Source organism: Lysinibacillus sp. EB271-A1-10B, assembly GCF_058791335.1.
Window position 1 is genome coordinate 139,147 of the sequence record NZ_JBYTDL010000009.1, and the last position, 16,957, is coordinate 156,103.

The following is a 16,957-nucleotide window of genomic DNA, read 5'->3' on the forward strand; positions in this document are numbered from 1 at the left end:
AAGCCAATATTAACTGTGTATACTTGTAAAAATAGTAATAATATAGGGTTAAAAGGAGGAGAGTTAATGGATTTATTTAATTTTGCGATAGCGTTCCAAATTCTGTTGTTTCTTTATTTTGAAGTAACAACCCTTGTTAATCTTTATCCGTGGAATGATTTATCAAAATACTCAACAAAGGAAAAAATCATTGAGGCTACTGTAAACGGAATTATTATCATTCTTTGTATAGGATTGTTTATTACACAGATAAAATGGCTAATGATTATTTCGGTGGTCTTTTGGTTTGTATTTTTATTTATACAACTTCTAAATTGGTGGATGCCTTATCTTACTGGGAAGCATTTAAAGCAATTTCCAAAAACTCTATATGAAACTCATTTTAAAAATACACTTAAATTATTACCTCCAATAAAAGACCGCATTATTCCAGACCTTCAACATAATGTTTTACAAATTATATCATTGATAACTTTCATTTTAAGTGCATTAGTCTTAATCACTTAACATAGTCACTTAAACTTTGTAAATCGATAACATTGTGATATTTTACACTTAAAGTAACGGATGCGATTGTTGAAGAAGAGCTACTAAAAAATCGTCAAACTTTATTATAAAAACTTAATACTAAATTACCAAAAAGGAAGGCATGTTGATCAATCTTTATTCAATATGCTTTCTTTTCATTTACTATAAAAAATGATTTTTAGAATTACTTTTAAGCAAGCTTTATTCCAAACCAACGCCTCCGAATTGGAGGTGTTTTATTTTTGAATAGATGGAGGAAAATCACATGAAAATTCAAAAGGTCGAGTTAAAAGAGGTAGAAGTTGTAGAGGTTGATGGTGAATTTGAAAAGCGATTTGTTAACACGAAAGTACACCCAGCCTTTTTAACGAACGCTGCCGTGAAAAAAGGTTATGATACAGGCTTGTTAGAATCGAGTCTGTTTGAAGATTTATTGAAAATAAAGGGACTTGAAACGCTTATTACTCAATCTGATGAAGAAGCTTCCCTTGAGTTAATGAACGCTTTTGATGAGCAAAAATTAATTGCTGTTATTTATTTAGCAGCAATTGGAGCCAATAAAAATCTTGGATTATCCTTTGATGAATTTTTAGAAAAGTACCATTATTCATTAACGGATACAATCCAACTCTATGCTAATTTGATTGTTGGATTAATGAGTGAATCGAATGAATTTGCTAAAGCTTTACACAAACAAACGAAAAAATCCAAAAAAAAACACCACCACCAAAGCTAGTCATCAAGCATGTGGAGGACCTTTACACACTCTACGTATTAATAGCAGGCATCGACCCCGAAACCTTTTGGCATGGTCCAATAGCAACAGTAGAGCGTATTTATGCGAATAAACTGGCGTTTGATGGGTGGAGTAATAGCCTGATAGGAGAGTGAGTATATGGCTAACAATAACAACGAAGTCAAAATAACCTTCAAGGCATTTAACCAAGAATTTAATAAATCAATGACGGAAATGAACAAAGAAACCACATCATTACGTCAAGAGATGAAGCTCCAACAAGAACAGATGAAACACAATGCTTCTGAAACTGAAAAGTTAGAGGCGAAAATGAGTGGTTTACAACAAATTTATGAAGTGGCAAAGCGTAAAACAGAAGAAACCACAGCAACTTTAGCACGTGCAAAAAATCTATGGGGTGAAAATTCAGAGGAAGCCAAAAAACTAGAGGGACAGCTTAAGCGTAATCAAATTGCTGAACAACAAGCAGCCAATGCCATAACAGGAACAGAACAAGCATTACAACGTACAAAGCAAGCTCAGGCTGATCAAACCGAGTCTTTACGACAATTGCAAAATTTATTTTCAGTCACTGGCCAATCGGTTGGTGATTTTTCTGATTTATTGGGGAGGGATTTAACAAGAGCTATCCAAAATGGCTCTGCCAGTGCCAAAGAATTAGATACTGCATTCGATAAAATTGCACGCTCATCATTAAATGCAGGTCGTGATATAACAGAGTTGCGAGCATCCATTCGTTCGTTAGACAGTGGTTCTTCTGTTGAACAAGTTCGACAAGATTTAGCTCGATTGGGACAAGAAGCAAATGAAGCAGAAAAAGAAGTAAATGGTCTTAAGGATAGCTTAAAGTCTATGGCAGGTGCAGCGACTGCGGCTATTGGCGTAGGCACAGCAGTATCAGCAGCATTAGAAAGCTCTAGTTTGGATACATCTATTAAGATTTCTTTTGATGTACCTGAATCATCAAGAGAAACCGTTAGACAGGCTGTGCGAGATGTAGAAGCGTACGGTGTTGATGGAGAAGCCTCGCTTGAAGGAGTTCGTAGGCAATGGGCTTTAAATAAAGATGCTACAGATGAGGCTAATCAAGAAGTTGTAAATGGTGCAGCTGTCATTACCCGAGCATATAGTGGGATCGATTTTACTGAACTGATTCAAGAAACGAACGAAGTTGGCAAAGCGCTTGGTATATCCAATATCGAGGCAACCAACTTAATTAGTCGTTTATTGAGAATCGGTTTCCCTCCTGAACAGCTTGATATTATCAGCGAATATGGCGGACAGCTGAAACGAGCGGGCTACAATGCTAAGGAGATTGAAACCATCTTAGCGAGAGCTGCTCAAGAAAAAAGCTGGAATATCGACAACTTACTAGATGGCTTGAAAGAAGGGCGTATTCGCGCTGTTGAAATGGGCAACGGATTGAAAGAATCCATGAAGGACGCCATTCGTGATGTTGTTGGGGATACGCAAAAAATGTCAGATGAACAACTTTCCGCGATGGCAACCAACTTTTCTAAACAAGAAGATGCCTTAGCAAAATCGCTCAGTAATCGAGAGAAGTCCATCTCAAAGGGTCATGCTCAACAACAAAAATCTTTAGATAAACTGCTTCAAAGAGAGTATGACGCTGTATCTAAGAGTTATGACCAACAACAGAAAGCACTTGAAAAAAAATTAAGCGCTAATTACGATGCTACGGTTAAAAGCTATGAACAGCAACAAAAAGCATTGGAAAAAAGATTAACTGCTGAAACTGAGACATTAACTAAAAATCAGCAAGAACAGTTACGTCAGTTTGAAAAGGCGCAACAAGAAGAGCTGAAAATTTTTGAGAAAAACTCTCAAGCAAAAATAAAGCTCATAGACAAAGAATACAAAGAGCGTATGAAGCTCATTGATGAAGAAAAATATAATCAGTTAAAAGCCTTAGACAATAAAATAGATTCATTAAATGCTAAAACCGAAGCTGAAGATAAAGCCATTAAGAAACAAGAGAACGCACAGAAACGTGCTGAACTAAACTTACGTGTAAATAATGAAATGCGAGAATTACGCAATTTTGAAGAACAGTTACGTCTTGAAAAAATCAGAGAAGATCGAAAAGAACAAATTGAAGTTTTAAAAGGTCAAAAGGATTCAGTAAAAGAAGCATCGGATTCTAAAAAAGAAGCACTTAAAACAGAGACTGAGACTCGAAAAGAACAACTTTCGGAGCAAATTGCAAACGAAAAAGAATCGTTAAAAAGTGGATTTGATGAGCGGAAAAATGCATTAAAAGAAATGCAAGCAGCTGAAAAAGTAGCCTTACAAGAACGGCATAACGCTCAAAAAGAAGCTTTTCAACAACGCAAACAAGAGGAATTAAAGGTACTTAGTGAATCTAATAAGGCACAGATTGATGCGTTACGAGAAGTGAATCAGGCGAAATTATCGGCACTTCAAGAGGAACATACTAATCGTAAAGAAGCACTTAATGAGAGATTAAGTGATGAAATGGATGCTGTAAGAGAAGCGCACAAAGCTGAATTAGATTCATTTAAAGCTATGAATGCCGAAAAGTTAGCGATAGCGAAAGACCCTCCTGACAGTGCTGCTGTACAAGCCTTATTCTCTCAGTTAGAGGGATGGGGGAAAGCGATTGCTAAAGGTGGCGAAGAAGGTTCAAAGGCATTTTCCGAGATGGCACAATGGTTATCCCAAATCGAAGATGCTACTTTACGTGAAACGATTGGCGTTGAAATTTTCGGGACTATGTGGGAAGACCAGGGCGATGCAATTGTTAGTGTGCTAGATGATGTGGCTAATGGACAGATTACTGTTGCTGAAGGCCAAGCGGAAATTAACAAAATGACTGAGCAAGTTAATGCTGATCCAATGACAGAGTTGAGACAAGCTGTATCAGATGTAAAAGAAGCACTTGAACCGTTGTTAGGTGTTATTGCCAATGTAGTATCGAGTATTGCTAGTTTCGCAAAAGAGAACCCAGTGTTAACATCTACCATTGTAGCTATTGTCGGTGCTATTGGCACATTAGTAGGTGCATTTACCGCACTCAGCCCAGCAGTATACACCATAACCACCTTATTTGGTGGTGGAAAGGGTGGTGCTGGCTTTGCCTCGATTTTAGGTAAACTCATTCCTGTCATTACTAATCTAGCCTCGAAAGTATTACCAGCTTTAAGACTTGCTTTTGGTGCTTTAACAGGACCAATTGGTATTGCGGTCACAGCGTTAACCATAGCCGTTCCGTTAATTATTGAAAACTGGGATTCTATAGCAGAATTCTTCACGGATTTATGGGATTTTATTGTTGGCGTTTTTAAAAAAGCTGGTGGCGCTATAGTCGACTTCCTGAAGGAAAACTGGAAAACCATCCTTGCTGTCGTTACGGGACCGGTTGGCATATTAGTAAAAACGATTGTCGAAAACTGGGACACAATAAAACGTAAGACAGTTGAAATTTTTACAGGTGTCTCTAACTTCTTTTCGAATATCTGGTCAAAAAATTCCGATGTTGCTAAGACTGTTGTCGACAAAATCAAAGGATTCTTTTCATTTGGTGATTTACTTGGGAAGGTCAAAGAAAAATGGGATTCTATTTATTCAGCCATTAAGACACCAATAAACAAAGCAAAGGATGCCGTTAAAAAAGCAATAGATGCCATAAAGGGATTCTTTAAATTCGATTTTAACTGGCCGAAGCTCAAGAAGCCTAAATTTAGTATTAAGGGCTCTATTAATCCATTAGATTGGTTCGGTGAAGGGCTGCCTAAAATCGATATTCAATGGCATGCAAAAGGTGGCGTATTTAATAAGCCAACGTTGTTTAATACAGGAAATGGATTGCACGGGGTAGGAGAAGCTGGACCAGAAGCTATTTTACCTCTTAATGAGCGAGTGTTAGGTGCGATTGGTAAAGCCATATTTGATGCATCTGGTGGAGGACAACAAGAACCGCAAATAATTCATAATAATTATGAACGCATGTTAGAAGGTGCACAATTTTTTATTCGCGAAGAAGCTGATGTTAAGAAGATTACACGTCAAATTTATGAGCAACAGCAACGTGATCGAAGGGGGAAATAGTATGCGTGACATCACATTTAAAGGAATACACTGTTCACGATTTGGGCTTGAGGTTATGGACACCGAGAGGCCCCTTTTTGGTGAATTTAGTGATTCATTTATAAAATTACCGGAGGTTAGTGGCAGTGTAGTGGTAACTGATAATAGTGAAAGTGATATTGAAATTCGCATACAATTCCTACTTACACCGTTGCCAGGTCAAACCTATTATGATGCTTGTCGGGCATTGCGTAGTTATTTTAAATCATCACAGAAAGAGCGATTAATTTTTGATGAAGATTCAAAGTGGGCATATATGGCCAAGTTTATTTCTAGTGAAGATTTTGAGCGTATCGTGGATGACGGGTTATTTTGGGCAACGTTCCGTTGTTCACCTGATATGGTGGCTGTATGAGTTACGATATTAAGGTTTTAAATCATAGCAATCTATCGCTTATTGGTACGCTTGAAAATGTTATTAACGCAGAGATTTATGAAGTCATCAATGATCAATATACTGCTGACATACAAATGGCTGAAAATATATTCCCCTCCTTTTTACACTACCCTAATTTAGTCGAAATGGATGGGGATTATTTTATTATTGCTGGGGTAGACAAGCAGCGTGATCGGAGTAAAGCAATTAAGCTGATGCTTGAGCATGTAAGTTATGTATTAAATACTCCATCGGAAGCGCCCTTTGTAGCAGAAGATGAAGAAGAATTTTATGAGGGTTCACCGCGGAGTATCATTTCGCAATGCTGGGGAATGGACGGATTTCAGATTATTGATTTAGCAGGTGGTTACTATTACTATAGACCAAGCGCTAAAGGTGGTAGAAGTCGCATTAATGAATTTGCACGCCAAAATGGGTTAGAAGTTGAATATAACAAGTTTGTCATTACGATTCATAACAGACGTGGTGCCAATAAAAACCTTAAGTTAGAGGTTGGGAAAAACATTCAATCGATTACACAAAAAATTGATTTGGATGAAAATTTTTTGTTTGAATATGCACATGAAGTAGACATTATCGATTTTAGTAAAATGTCTGGCTCTCAACAGCAAGAAATTGCTTCAGCTGAGTTAGGGGATACCGTTCGCATGATTGATACAGATTTAGCCATTGATGCAACGGAACGTATCGTAGGTAAACGTTATAATCCTTTATTTAAAGAAGTACCGAAGTTGGACGTAGGGCAAGTTATACGTGATATTGTGAATGTCATGAATGAAGATAAGGAATATGAAGAGAAAGAAGACCCTACTTTAAATTACTTTTTGCAGAGCTGGCAAATGGGCAAAATCAATTGTATGGCTCTTGATGGAATAGAACTTGGCGAGGAAGAAATCTTACCTGACAATATATCTACCTCTATTGATTTTTATATCCAAGGTGAACTAAAAGGTTTGTCTTTAAAGGTTAAGCCCCAATACAGTAAGTACCACGTGTACATTAGTGAGTGGTATGAGGACAATCAATATGAAGAATACAAACTTGAGAAAATAGCTGAAGTCATGAGTAACTGGACATTTCCAAAACCTAAAATGCAAGCAATCAGTATTACCATAAGTGAAGTGCCTCTCGAACAACTTAATCCAGAGATTCACAAAGTAAGAGATTATGCAGTGAAATTCAATAAAGTTTATATTGCCCCGTTACGTGAATTTAAAATTGGTAAGAACAACATGTTAGGCAACAGTAGCTTGTTAATTGACACAGAAGGGGAAAATCTAGAGCTTGATGATTTTTCTGTCAAGTTAAACTATCACCTGATGCAAGAGTACGGAGATATTAAATTATCATTAAGGCCTGAATTTAGTAATTATAAAATAAATATTGTGACGTTCGGCTCCGATGGTGTTCCATTTGTGTACGATTACGAAACGATAAGAGATCAGTTGCCCAATTGGAAACTACCGCGTGATGGTGCAGAATACTTAGTAGTTTCTATTTCAGAAGTTCCAAATTCACAATTTGATCCAACTGTTCATAAGAGTGTGATGTATGGAGTTGCTTTCGAAAAGATACCATTTGAACCACTTTACGAGTTACGTATTGGAGAAGTGAATTGTTTACAATTAAATGGTGTGTTAGTACCTGCTAGTCCTTCATTAAATGCTATTCAAGCAGAAATATTTTATAAAGCATTACTCGAACACAATGGATTACGCTTGAAGTTATTAAGGAAATATCGTTCTTATTACGTTAGTATACGTACTTACAACAGTAAAGGTATAAGAACTAACAGATCATACGAGGGTATAAAGGACTGGACTTTCCCACGCAAAAATGTGATGTACATTGTTATTAGTATTCTTGAAAAACCACCATCAGAATTTGACTCATCAAAGCACAGGCAAGCTTGGTATGCTTTTAGATTTACAGCACAAAATGATGAGGTTGTTGACCCTGGTTTACTTGGACCAACGTATTATTTAGAGTCAGAAACTGTATCGGCAGGTTGTGACGGAGCTGAATTTCTTTTTACAACTTCCTATGATGAAGTAATTAGTGTGACTACGGGGATTGGCAAGGTAGAGCAAGCAGAGCCGATAGCAGCACTATGGGAATTAATTAAAGATGCAGAAGATAAATATATAGGCGTTAAAATTAATTTGATAGGCTTGGAAAGCGGAAATGTAGATATAAGTGTACAAGCCATGTGTCAAGAGGGAACTGAAGAAGAAGATGAAGAAGGAGAGGGGGATGATGTTTAGTGGCGGAACTGGTACAAAAGATGACCCATTATTAATTAAAACTGTACAAGACCTTATCAATGTGAGGAATAAAAATAATGAAAACCCTAAGTATTACTATAAACAAGTGGCGGATATTGATTTATCAGGTGTTGAATGGTTACCAATAGGTGATAATCAAGGTAAAGCGTTTTGTGGTACCTATAATGGTGGCGGATATACGATAAGTAATTTAACAATCACTGAAGATATTGGGGGTCCAGCTTTTATCAGTTCAGCAATAGAAGCAACACTTTTAAATATCACGATTGATAATGCTTATATTACTAACACGTTAGATACCTGGATAGCTATTTTAGTACAACAAACAAACGATTGTGCAATTACCAATTGCCATGTAACAGGTAAAATGGAATCCACAAATGTAAGCAGTAATACAGGCGGTTTAGTAAGTTCAGCTGGTACAGGGACCATAATAAATAAATGTTCTGCTAATGTAGATATAACAGCAGGACATGCCGGAGGGTTTGTTTGCTATTCCAATGCTGTTATAAAAGATTGTTATGTTACAGGTGAAATTGGTGGTGTACAAGACAAAGATAAGCCAGATGATAAGTATATACAGGCTGGTACATTTGCTTACGTTCTATATAGTGGTAATGTTGAGAATTGTTATACATGTGTAGAGATTTATAACTATTCGTCACGCAGTAGGAAACAGTTGTATGTTTTTGCCGAAAATTACGGTGCTGAAATAATTTCCTGTTATTGTGATGTATCGTTAGGTGTTACTATGCGGGGGTGGTCTAGCGATTTAAATTATGTTGAAGAAATGTTTATAAGAGGTACGGATAATAAATTATATGTAAATTACACATCACAATACAATAAAGATCGTGATTATTGGGAGCCTGAATGGAATAGTACAGGTCCTCCTTCGTGGTGGCCAAAACCTTATTATAGGGCACAACCTATAACAGGTGAAGTATGGTCAAATTTCTGGAAGCGAGTAACAGAAACTTACATCGAAGCACGTACAACTACAGAAATGCAAACACAATCTACATTCGATGGATGGGATTTTGATACGGTATGGACATTAGACGAAGGTAGAGACTATCCTCGATTTAAATTAAAGATTACACAAATAAAATGCAAACGGATGCCATTAACAAACTACAGAAGGTGATAATATGACAAAATTTAATCAAGAAAAGTTAATCCGTGATGCATTGGGAAGCCCTTTACCTAGTCAGTATTGGGATGATGTGAAGCAAACTTTTATAATACCAGGTGGTGAAGGTGTTGATTTTACAAAAAAGAAGCTGATTCGTGATGCAGTTGGCGCAGTCATACCGCAATATTGGGATGGTGAAAAGGGTGGATTTGCAGCTATTACATCGGGAAATCGACAGTCTAAAGAAACCATTAACCAGGGAAGATTAATGACAGATTTCTCAAGATGGCAATTGTGGTATGGAGTAGTTTCACAAGATGCAGAATATGTTAAAGTCGGACATTCGTCTGTCAAAGTAACTACAAATGATGCCAATACTACATCAGCGAGTAGACTAAGATCAGTACAATTTAACTTATCAAAAACCAAAACAATGATGATACGATTCTACGTAGAAGATGTGAACAAGCTTTCTAATATTGAATTGAGGTTATCTTCAGTTGATAATATGGCAAGCTATCTTTCTTGGAAAACGACAAAATGGAAAGTGATTAGTGGATGGAATGAGGTCATGATACCTTTTTCTAAATTGAATGTTGTAGGTAATGAAAGTCTTAATAATTCGATTACAACATTACAAATTAGTGTTACTGGCGATCATACATTTGTCGTATTTGATGGAATCTACACCAACAGGAAATCAAAAGGAAATGTATTGCTTCACTTTGATGATGGTTTTATTTCTCAATATACGAACGCTTTTCCCCTCATGTTGGCTAGAGGATTCGTTGGATCAGTCGGTGTCATTAGCGGCTCAGTAGGTACAACGGGATATATGAATTTAGCACAGTTAAAAGAGTTATATAATTATGGGTGGGATTTGTTTAATCACACTGTTACACATCAAGATTTATCAACATTGACAATAGATCGTATCCAAGCAGAATTGGACGGTTGTAGGGAATGGTTAATTTCCAATGGATTCTCCAGAACTGCTGATTTTGTAGCGTACCCTTATGGCGGTTATAATAATGACGTTTTAGAGGTCATGAAAAACTATAAATTAGGAAGGTCAATAAGAGAAGAATATGAAATTCTTCCACCAATTCAACCACACCTGCTTAAAACGGTCATCTTATTTAACAATGTAGAAGAAATCACGTTTAGAAATGCGATTGATTATGTAATAGAAACAGGGGCAACGGTGATTTTCCTACTGCACAAAGTAGAAGATGTGAATACAGATGAAATGAATTATCCAACAGAAAAGTTTAAAAATATGCTTGATTATCTATATTCAAAGCAGGAAGAACTAAATGTACTGTCATGGAGTGAGTATGCAAATATGTTTTAAGAGAAACGCGAGCGAAGCTTAGCGTTATTTTTTATGCCTAAAAGGAGATGGTAAAATTAGTATGGATATTTGAATATTATTAAAATATATTGAAAGAGTTCTCATAAAATAGTATTTTAGGAAATGGTGGTGCTAAATTGGTTGTCTACTATAAAAATTATTACAGATATTTATAATTTATTGGAGTCTGATAATGAAAAAGAGGGACTCATTTCCTTCATATTGATATTTGTTCCTTTGCTAACAATTATTCTTCCTAAAATTGCAAAAGTGTTTGTTGAAGGAATTTCAGAAATACCAATAGAAAAAATTACAATGACAAATTATCAAAAGTCTAATCAAATTTATAATATAGCTATCTTCAGTTTTATTTATTTTATGATAATTTTTATCTTAATGTTAGGAAGTGACTATAAGGAGAAGCTATATGCTGCAATTTTTTTGTCTTTTGGAACAACGCTAATTGTATTTTTAATTGTTTTTGTTCCTTCTAAATTTATTTCTATAAAATATAATTACTATATAAAAGAGCAAAATGAAGATTATAAATTTTTATATAAGAGAGATAATTACTATTTATTTAGAAAAGTAGTAGATAATCCTAAAGAAGAAGATCTTATATTTAAAGAGAATATTAATGATATAAAAATAAGATATGAAATTAAAGAGTTAAACCGTATACAAAATATATTGGTTAAATCTAACTATGATAAAATTTTTTATAGAATTATAGTAACGTTATTAATATTATCGATTGTAATCACGTTTCTTTTCCCAATTTTATTTTTATCAATCGCTTCTATAATTTTACTATTTTTATTCATTATGATTAAAAATTATAATAAAATACTCACTAAAAATTACAAAAAATTTATGCAGAATTAATAGTTATAAGTCACACAAACAATCGAAGAAGTAGTTTAAAGAGGTCTTCCACAGTTTAATTGTGGAGGGCTTTTATTATGCAAAAAGGAAGGTGTCTTATGGACATTGCAAAATTAATTCAATATCCGTTTTTATCATTAGTACCAGCAACTATTTTATATATGCTACTTGCTTATTTCGCATTTAAAGTATTGGACTTTGCAACAGGCTTATTGAAAACATGGAAGAAGGTATCACCTTATCAATCACGGATTATGCGGGATGGTATCATTCGATGGATTGGGGAGCTAGTTGCTATTACATTTGTTATCCTACTGGATTTAATTTTTGGCTTAGATTTCTATTTAACAGGCTTCACATTAGCTTTATTCCTATACAAAGAAGGTGGTTCAATCGCTGAAAACCTTCAAACATTAGGTGTAGATATGCCTGGGATAGTTGGAGAAACGATTGAAAAACTTAACAAAGAAGGTGGCCGCAAATGACATATACATTCAGACAAATCTTACTACCTCCAACCAAGTATTCAATTAAGGCACCTTTTATCATGTACCCTCAATTTATTACAGTACACAATACAGCCAATGATGCACCTGCAGCTAATGAAATTGCATACATGCTTAGTAATAATAATCAGGTTTCTTATCATGTAGCTGTAGATGATAAAGAGGTTATTCAAGCAATACCTTTCAACCGTAACGCTTGGCATTGTGGTGACGGTGGAGGTAGTACCGATCCTAACGCTTTAAAGAAAGGTAATCGTTTATCTATCGGTATAGAAATTTGCTACAGCAAATCTGGAGGCTCTTGCTATGCAGCTGCAGAAGAAAACGCCGTAGAATACATCGCAAAATTATTAAAACAATACGGTTGGGGTATCGAGCGCGTAAAAAAACACCAAGACTGGAACGGCAAATATTGCCCACATCGTATTTTATGTGAAGAACGTTGGAATAGTTTCTTGAATCGTATTGAAGAAGCTATGAAGCCAAAAGAAACAGAAAAGGATGATGATACAATGCAATTTACGAATAAGACAACAAAAGCAGCAGTACGTGACCACATTGAACAAGCAGTAGATAAAGGTTTAATTGAAAAGTCATGGTTAGATAAATTTGATAAAGGTGAATTAACTACAGGTGATTATGAAGGTTTGAAACTTATCATTGCACAGCGTAGTAACTAAAATGTAAAGACCAAGATAGCTTAATTGCCGTCTTGGTCTAGGTTCATAAATTTAAATATATATTAAAAAAATATTTTTATAACAAATTAATACCATTTTATTTTTAAATCATAGTATGATGCACGAAGACTAGGTCTTGTATCTACTACTTCAATATAATTCCAACCGTTAGTTAAATCCTTAGCTAGTATACCATCTCTGTCCGTTCCAATTTCTATAAAGTTACCGTTTAAAACACTTAGTTTATGAGAGCCCTTACTATCAAAATTTACAATGAGCCCATCATTACCATCGAAATAAAATTTATAATATTTAATAGCATTATAAGTGTCAGTATAAGAGTTTCCAATGCCTCCATTCTTTAGTTCATAAGCTCGATCATGAATACTACTGTATGTATTTATAGTAGAAAGAGTTTGAATTTGGTTTGTATTTTCTGTTTCCGCTGCTGATACACCACCAGTTAAGCCACCGAACAATCCTAGAGAGATAACAGGTACAAGTAATAATTTTTTCTTCAAAATAAAAACCTCCTAAAAATATAATATATTACAATATTATAATAACATAGACAATTTTGGTAATCAACCAATTATTGGTATAATTGTGAAGGTGAAATATTTATTTATGCCAATCAAGCTAATATGGCACTTAAAACGCAGGTTGAAAATTTATTATTAAGTCACCAAAATAAATGACCAGGCGCTCATAAAATGTGAGTACCTGGTCATTATTATTTATAAAAGCCTCTCTAAATTAGAGTGATGGCAGCAATGATTAAAAACCCAACAATAAAATCCATTTTTTAGGTGTGTAACAAGTGTTTAACAAACCAATCCTCGTTACACAAAAAAGTCACCAAAATCACGAAAAAGTCACATTTCCCCCGAAAACCCATGAAATCAGGCAAAAGGCAAGTCTTTGTACTTTCTTGAAAAACCTTGCTATAATAACCTTTGCGAATACATATGAAAGAGGGTAAAAGCATGAACGCTTACGATGAATATATGAAACAGGTAGTGAAGCCAATGCGCGAGGAGTTAGTGGAGGCTGGATTTACGGAGCTTACTACGGCTGATGCGGTGAATGAATTTATGGTGGAGGCGAAGGGGACTTCGTTGGTTGTGATTAACTCGGTTTGTGGATGTGCGGCTGGGTTAGCGCGTCCGGCTGCTCGTGAGGCAGTGGAGGCGGTTAAGCCTGATCATCTTGTGACTGTTTTTGCTGGGCAGGATCCTGAAGCGACTGTTGCGATGCGTGGCTTTTTTGAGGATGTGCCACCAAGTTCACCTTCGATGGCGATTTTAAAGGATGGGGAATTGGCATACTTTATTCCACGTGAACAGATTGAAGGGTTCCCTGTGGAGCAAATTGTTACACATTTAACAGGTGTTTTAGAGCAAACATGCGAGAAGTAAAGACTATTGTTACGACAGCGGGCAGACCAGACGATTTATCGTTGGTGCTCGCTGCTTTTGCGTGTGAACAATTAGATGCTTCGTTTGAGCCACGAAAAAAGCGTTCTGTTCGAAAGATTTCTCAGGAATTGCATGCACATGTAATCGTTGCAGGGAAAAATCGTTTTGAGTATTATTCTTTTGGTGCCAATGAACCGTTTTTCTTCCACCCAAATTCAGCAGCGTTTCGCTTAAAGCGTGTTGCTAGTGGGGAAGCGGAACCTTTTTTAGAAGCGGCACAGCTTGAAAAAGGAGATTCAGTGCTCGATTGTACATTGGGACTTGCTGCTGACGCTATGCTTGCAGCTTATACAGTTGGCGAAGCGGGACAAGTCGTTGGGCTCGAAGCGAATCCGAATGTAGCATTTATTGTGGAGCAAGGGATGAAATCCTACGATACGACTGAGCTTCCATTAACTGCATGTATGCGCCATATAGAGGTGGTGCAGGCTGAGGCGGTTAGCTATTTGAAAACGTTGCCAGACAATACATTTGATGTCGTCTATATGGATCCGATGTTTGAAGAAATTATTGAAGAAGCCAATAATTTTGAAGCACTACGCATAGCTGGAGAACATGTGGCATTAACGGATGAATGGGTAAGGGAAGCGTATCGCGTGGCGAGAAAACGGGTAGTGTTAAAGGCTCATTTTCGCTCAGGATGGTTTGCCAAATATGAATTTCAGCAGTTAACAAGAACGACTGCGAAGTTTCATTATGGTGTTCTGGATGTTGAATGAAGTAAATATTAAGCGTTTCAAGAGGCTTGTTCATTGTGAACGGGTCTCTATTTTTATCTGAAATTCAAAATATGGTAATATATAGTAGTGTTAGAATGTTTGTTTTTGGGGTTGGAAGTATCAGTATTGCGAAAATGCAGTAAAGGTATAAAGAATTTACGAATTTTTGAGCGTTAAAAATCAAATTTGAGGGGGATGTGTATGTATCAAATAGAGGGGGAAATCGAGCTATTTTTGAAAAATCCATTAGCGGAAGAAGAAAGCTTTTGGGATAGTGAAGCATTAGTATGGGTGGATTGGAAAGATTTTGACGAATCTATCGCGGATTATTTTAACGAATACTTACTGGAAGAAGATAAAATAAATGTTGAACTAGTTGAAATTGATAAGCCAAGGTGTGTTGATATTTTCTTAATAAAAGATGAAGTGAAGAAAGTAATCCCGTATGATGAAGAAAGAACGGATAGGGACACAACTTTGAAAGCTGTTCAGGACTTTATTGCTCCGAAATATCAAATCCGCTGGTACATGGATTCACTTGGCGGAGATACGTTGGCTTTTTGTGTGCTACCAACCGAAAAGTGGTTGCGGTTAGAGAAAGATTATGGGGAAGAAAAAGTTACATATTATTTTGCACCTCTATCACATGACACGGTAATGTTTGAAATGGATATAGACGAAATGTCGGGTTTGTTGGAAAAAAGAAAGCGGAATGTTTAGTAAGGAAAGGGGATTTTGCACATGATGGCAGATAAAATTCCTCGTTAAGCTCGTGGTCCTCCACGGCCAATTATATTGCTCAATTAAATAATTCATTCACAAGGAGAGATAAATATGATTGGTCCGAAAAAAATAACGAGAGAAGAAAGAATGGAAATTGCTTATTCGATTGCTAACCAAGTTATAGAAAGATATGGTTCGAAGGTTCAAGCAATTGGGATTTACGGTTCATTAGCCCGAAAAACAGATGGGCCATTTTCAGATATAGAAATTAAGTGTATTTTAAACGCCTTAGATGAAAACTTTTGCTATGAATGGACATCCGGAGATTGGAAAGCAGAAGTGAACTTTGAAAGCGCAGAACATATAATTGAAGAAGCGACTACAGTTGACGAAAGATGGCCACTGACCCATGGACAATTTTTCAACATTTTACCTATCTATGACCCAAATGATTTTTTTACTGAACTAAAAGTAAAAGCTAGCTCAATAGATAGCTCGATATTTAAAGAAGCGATCTGTCGAACTTTAGTAGAAGAAATGTATGAGTATATTGGTAAAGTGAGAAATATTGAAATACAAGGTCCTCAAACATTTTTACCGATTTTGGCGATGGAAATTGCCACAGCAGGTGCGATGATTTTAGGATTACACAATAAACAATTTTTCACAACTTCTGCTCAAGTATTACCTGAAGCATTGTCGTTTGCAGATAAGCCCGAGGGATTTGAGGTTCTATGCGAGTTAATGATGTTCGGTAATCTCTCTGACCCACAACAAATTATTGGGATTTGCGAAAACTATTGGGATTCTTTACTAGAGTGGTATTCTTCACATGGGTATCAAATTGAATGTTCAAAAGTTATACCTTGGTAACTTGAGATGTAATCTTTACTTTTTAAAAACTATGTGCTATAATATGAATCGTGCTATTTTAGGTGGCATATTTACGTAATCTGGAATTCTACTTTTTGTTTTTGAAGATACTTATTCACACTGGCGCATGCTATAGGGCTGCAAGGACGCAAAAGAAGGTTGGGTTTGCGTTGCTTAAGTTAGAAAGCACACAGTGGAATTTTACCGCGGTGATGAAACAACTACGTTTCAATATAATATTCCCCAGATGATTGGGTTGAGACTTTACAATTTACGAAACATGTTACCTATTAAATACTAAAGGGGTGGCTTCGCAGTAGCGAGGCTGCCCCTTGTCTAATTTATTGGGAAGGTCGAATATTTCTGAATCTGCGGATAGAAAAGGCCAAATGATGGATAGAAAGGCCAAAATCGTGGATAGAACAGCTTAAGTGATGGATAGAAAGGCCAAAATCGTGGATAGAACAGCTTAAGTGATGGATAGAAAGGCCAAAATCGTGGATAGAACA

Annotated in this window: 15 protein-coding genes; 14 read left to right on the top strand and 1 reads right to left on the bottom strand. The window is 36.1% G+C overall.

What is annotated here, in order from left to right:
- The first annotated feature begins 66 nt into the window (after window positions 1-66).
- The 10 genes from AC3WSK_RS14065 to AC3WSK_RS14110 all read left to right on the top strand — a co-directional run bounded on the left by AC3WSK_RS14065 (window position 67) and on the right by AC3WSK_RS14110 (window position 12,655).
- Window positions 67-507 carry a hypothetical protein gene (locus AC3WSK_RS14065; protein WP_492413787.1) on the top strand — a complete coding sequence of 147 codons (441 nt, stop codon included), beginning with the start codon at window positions 67-69 and terminating at the stop codon, window positions 505-507.
- Between the two features lie 286 nt (window positions 508-793).
- Window positions 794-1,264: a hypothetical protein gene (locus AC3WSK_RS14070; protein ID WP_492413785.1), complete on the top strand. Its 471-nt coding sequence runs from the start codon at window positions 794-796 to the stop codon at window positions 1,262-1,264.
- 159 nt (window positions 1,265-1,423) lie between these two features.
- Window positions 1,424-5,374 carry a tape measure protein gene (locus AC3WSK_RS14075; RefSeq protein ID WP_492413783.1) on the top strand — a complete coding sequence of 1,317 codons (3,951 nt, stop codon included), beginning with the start codon at window positions 1,424-1,426 and terminating at the stop codon, window positions 5,372-5,374.
- 1 nt (window position 5,375) lies between these two features.
- Window positions 5,376-5,768 (top strand): distal tail protein Dit, encoded by a 393-nt coding sequence (locus AC3WSK_RS14080; protein ID WP_492413781.1) that lies wholly within the window; start codon window positions 5,376-5,378, stop codon window positions 5,766-5,768.
- Window positions 5,765-8,074 (top strand): hypothetical protein, encoded by a 2,310-nt coding sequence (locus tag AC3WSK_RS14085; protein ID WP_492413779.1) that lies wholly within the window; start codon window positions 5,765-5,767, stop codon window positions 8,072-8,074. Before AC3WSK_RS14080 ends, AC3WSK_RS14085 begins: the two co-directional genes overlap by 4 nt.
- A complete protein-coding gene (locus tag AC3WSK_RS14090) occupies window positions 8,064-9,242 on the top strand; it encodes a GLUG motif-containing protein (RefSeq protein ID WP_492413777.1) in 1,179 nt (392 codons plus the stop codon). The genes AC3WSK_RS14085 and AC3WSK_RS14090 overlap by 11 nt, the downstream gene beginning before the upstream one ends.
- A 4-nt stretch (window positions 9,243-9,246) precedes the next feature.
- Window positions 9,247-10,584: a polysaccharide deacetylase family protein gene (locus tag AC3WSK_RS14095; protein WP_492413775.1), complete on the top strand. Its 1,338-nt coding sequence runs from the start codon at window positions 9,247-9,249 to the stop codon at window positions 10,582-10,584.
- Between the two features lie 141 nt (window positions 10,585-10,725).
- On the top strand, window positions 10,726-11,469 hold the full coding sequence (locus AC3WSK_RS14100) for a hypothetical protein (protein ID WP_492413773.1): 744 nt from the start codon (window positions 10,726-10,728) through the stop codon (window positions 11,467-11,469).
- A gap of 98 nt (window positions 11,470-11,567) precedes the next feature.
- Window positions 11,568-11,954: a phage holin family protein gene (locus tag AC3WSK_RS14105; protein WP_492413771.1), complete on the top strand. Its 387-nt coding sequence runs from the start codon at window positions 11,568-11,570 to the stop codon at window positions 11,952-11,954.
- On the top strand, window positions 11,951-12,655 hold the full coding sequence (locus tag AC3WSK_RS14110) for a peptidoglycan recognition protein family protein (protein ID WP_492413769.1): 705 nt from the start codon (window positions 11,951-11,953) through the stop codon (window positions 12,653-12,655). Before AC3WSK_RS14105 ends, AC3WSK_RS14110 begins: the two co-directional genes overlap by 4 nt.
- Before the next feature lie 86 nt (window positions 12,656-12,741).
- Here the strand turns inward: AC3WSK_RS14110 and AC3WSK_RS14115 are convergent, their stop codons facing one another.
- Complete coding sequence (locus AC3WSK_RS14115) at window positions 12,742-13,176, bottom strand: hypothetical protein (protein ID WP_492413767.1); 435 nt, start codon at window positions 13,174-13,176, stop codon at window positions 12,742-12,744.
- 465 nt (window positions 13,177-13,641) lie between these two features.
- Here AC3WSK_RS14115 and AC3WSK_RS14120 point away from each other — a divergent pair, with 465 nt between their 5' ends.
- The 4 genes from AC3WSK_RS14120 (at window position 13,642) to AC3WSK_RS14135 (ending at window position 16,448) form a co-directional block, all read left to right on the top strand.
- Complete coding sequence (locus AC3WSK_RS14120) at window positions 13,642-14,073, top strand: BrxA/BrxB family bacilliredoxin (protein ID WP_492413765.1); 432 nt, start codon at window positions 13,642-13,644, stop codon at window positions 14,071-14,073.
- The gene (locus tag AC3WSK_RS14125) at window positions 14,061-14,852 is read left to right on the top strand and encodes a class I SAM-dependent methyltransferase (protein ID WP_492413763.1); all 792 of its coding nucleotides are present in this window, start codon (window positions 14,061-14,063) and stop codon (window positions 14,850-14,852) included. The genes AC3WSK_RS14120 and AC3WSK_RS14125 overlap by 13 nt, the downstream gene beginning before the upstream one ends.
- A gap of 201 nt (window positions 14,853-15,053) precedes the next feature.
- Entirely contained in the window at window positions 15,054-15,572 is a 519-nt protein-coding gene (locus tag AC3WSK_RS14130; RefSeq protein WP_492413761.1) for a hypothetical protein, read from the top strand.
- Window positions 15,573-15,686: 114 nt separating this feature from the next.
- Window positions 15,687-16,448 (top strand): ANT(4')-I family aminoglycoside nucleotidyltransferase, encoded by a 762-nt coding sequence (locus AC3WSK_RS14135; protein ID WP_492413759.1) that lies wholly within the window; start codon window positions 15,687-15,689, stop codon window positions 16,446-16,448.
- Window positions 16,449-16,957 lie beyond the last annotated feature (509 nt).

Coding starts and splice junctions, on each gene's coding strand:
- AC3WSK_RS14065 (WP_492413787.1), top strand. CDS start 67: ATGGATTTATTTAATTTTGCGATAGCGTTCCAAATTCTGTTGTTTCTT.
- AC3WSK_RS14070 (WP_492413785.1), top strand. CDS start 794: ATGAAAATTCAAAAGGTCGAGTTAAAAGAGGTAGAAGTTGTAGAGGTT.
- AC3WSK_RS14075 (WP_492413783.1), top strand. CDS start 1,424: ATGGCTAACAATAACAACGAAGTCAAAATAACCTTCAAGGCATTTAAC.
- AC3WSK_RS14080 (WP_492413781.1), top strand. CDS start 5,376: ATGCGTGACATCACATTTAAAGGAATACACTGTTCACGATTTGGGCTT.
- AC3WSK_RS14085 (WP_492413779.1), top strand. CDS start 5,765: ATGAGTTACGATATTAAGGTTTTAAATCATAGCAATCTATCGCTTATT.
- AC3WSK_RS14090 (WP_492413777.1), top strand. CDS start 8,064: ATGATGTTTAGTGGCGGAACTGGTACAAAAGATGACCCATTATTAATT.
- AC3WSK_RS14095 (WP_492413775.1), top strand. CDS start 9,247: ATGACAAAATTTAATCAAGAAAAGTTAATCCGTGATGCATTGGGAAGC.
- AC3WSK_RS14105 (WP_492413771.1), top strand. CDS start 11,568: ATGGACATTGCAAAATTAATTCAATATCCGTTTTTATCATTAGTACCA.
- AC3WSK_RS14110 (WP_492413769.1), top strand. CDS start 11,951: ATGACATATACATTCAGACAAATCTTACTACCTCCAACCAAGTATTCA.
- AC3WSK_RS14120 (WP_492413765.1), top strand. CDS start 13,642: ATGAACGCTTACGATGAATATATGAAACAGGTAGTGAAGCCAATGCGC.
- AC3WSK_RS14125 (WP_492413763.1), top strand. CDS start 14,061: ATGCGAGAAGTAAAGACTATTGTTACGACAGCGGGCAGACCAGACGAT.
- AC3WSK_RS14130 (WP_492413761.1), top strand. CDS start 15,054: ATGTATCAAATAGAGGGGGAAATCGAGCTATTTTTGAAAAATCCATTA.
- AC3WSK_RS14135 (WP_492413759.1), top strand. CDS start 15,687: ATGATTGGTCCGAAAAAAATAACGAGAGAAGAAAGAATGGAAATTGCT.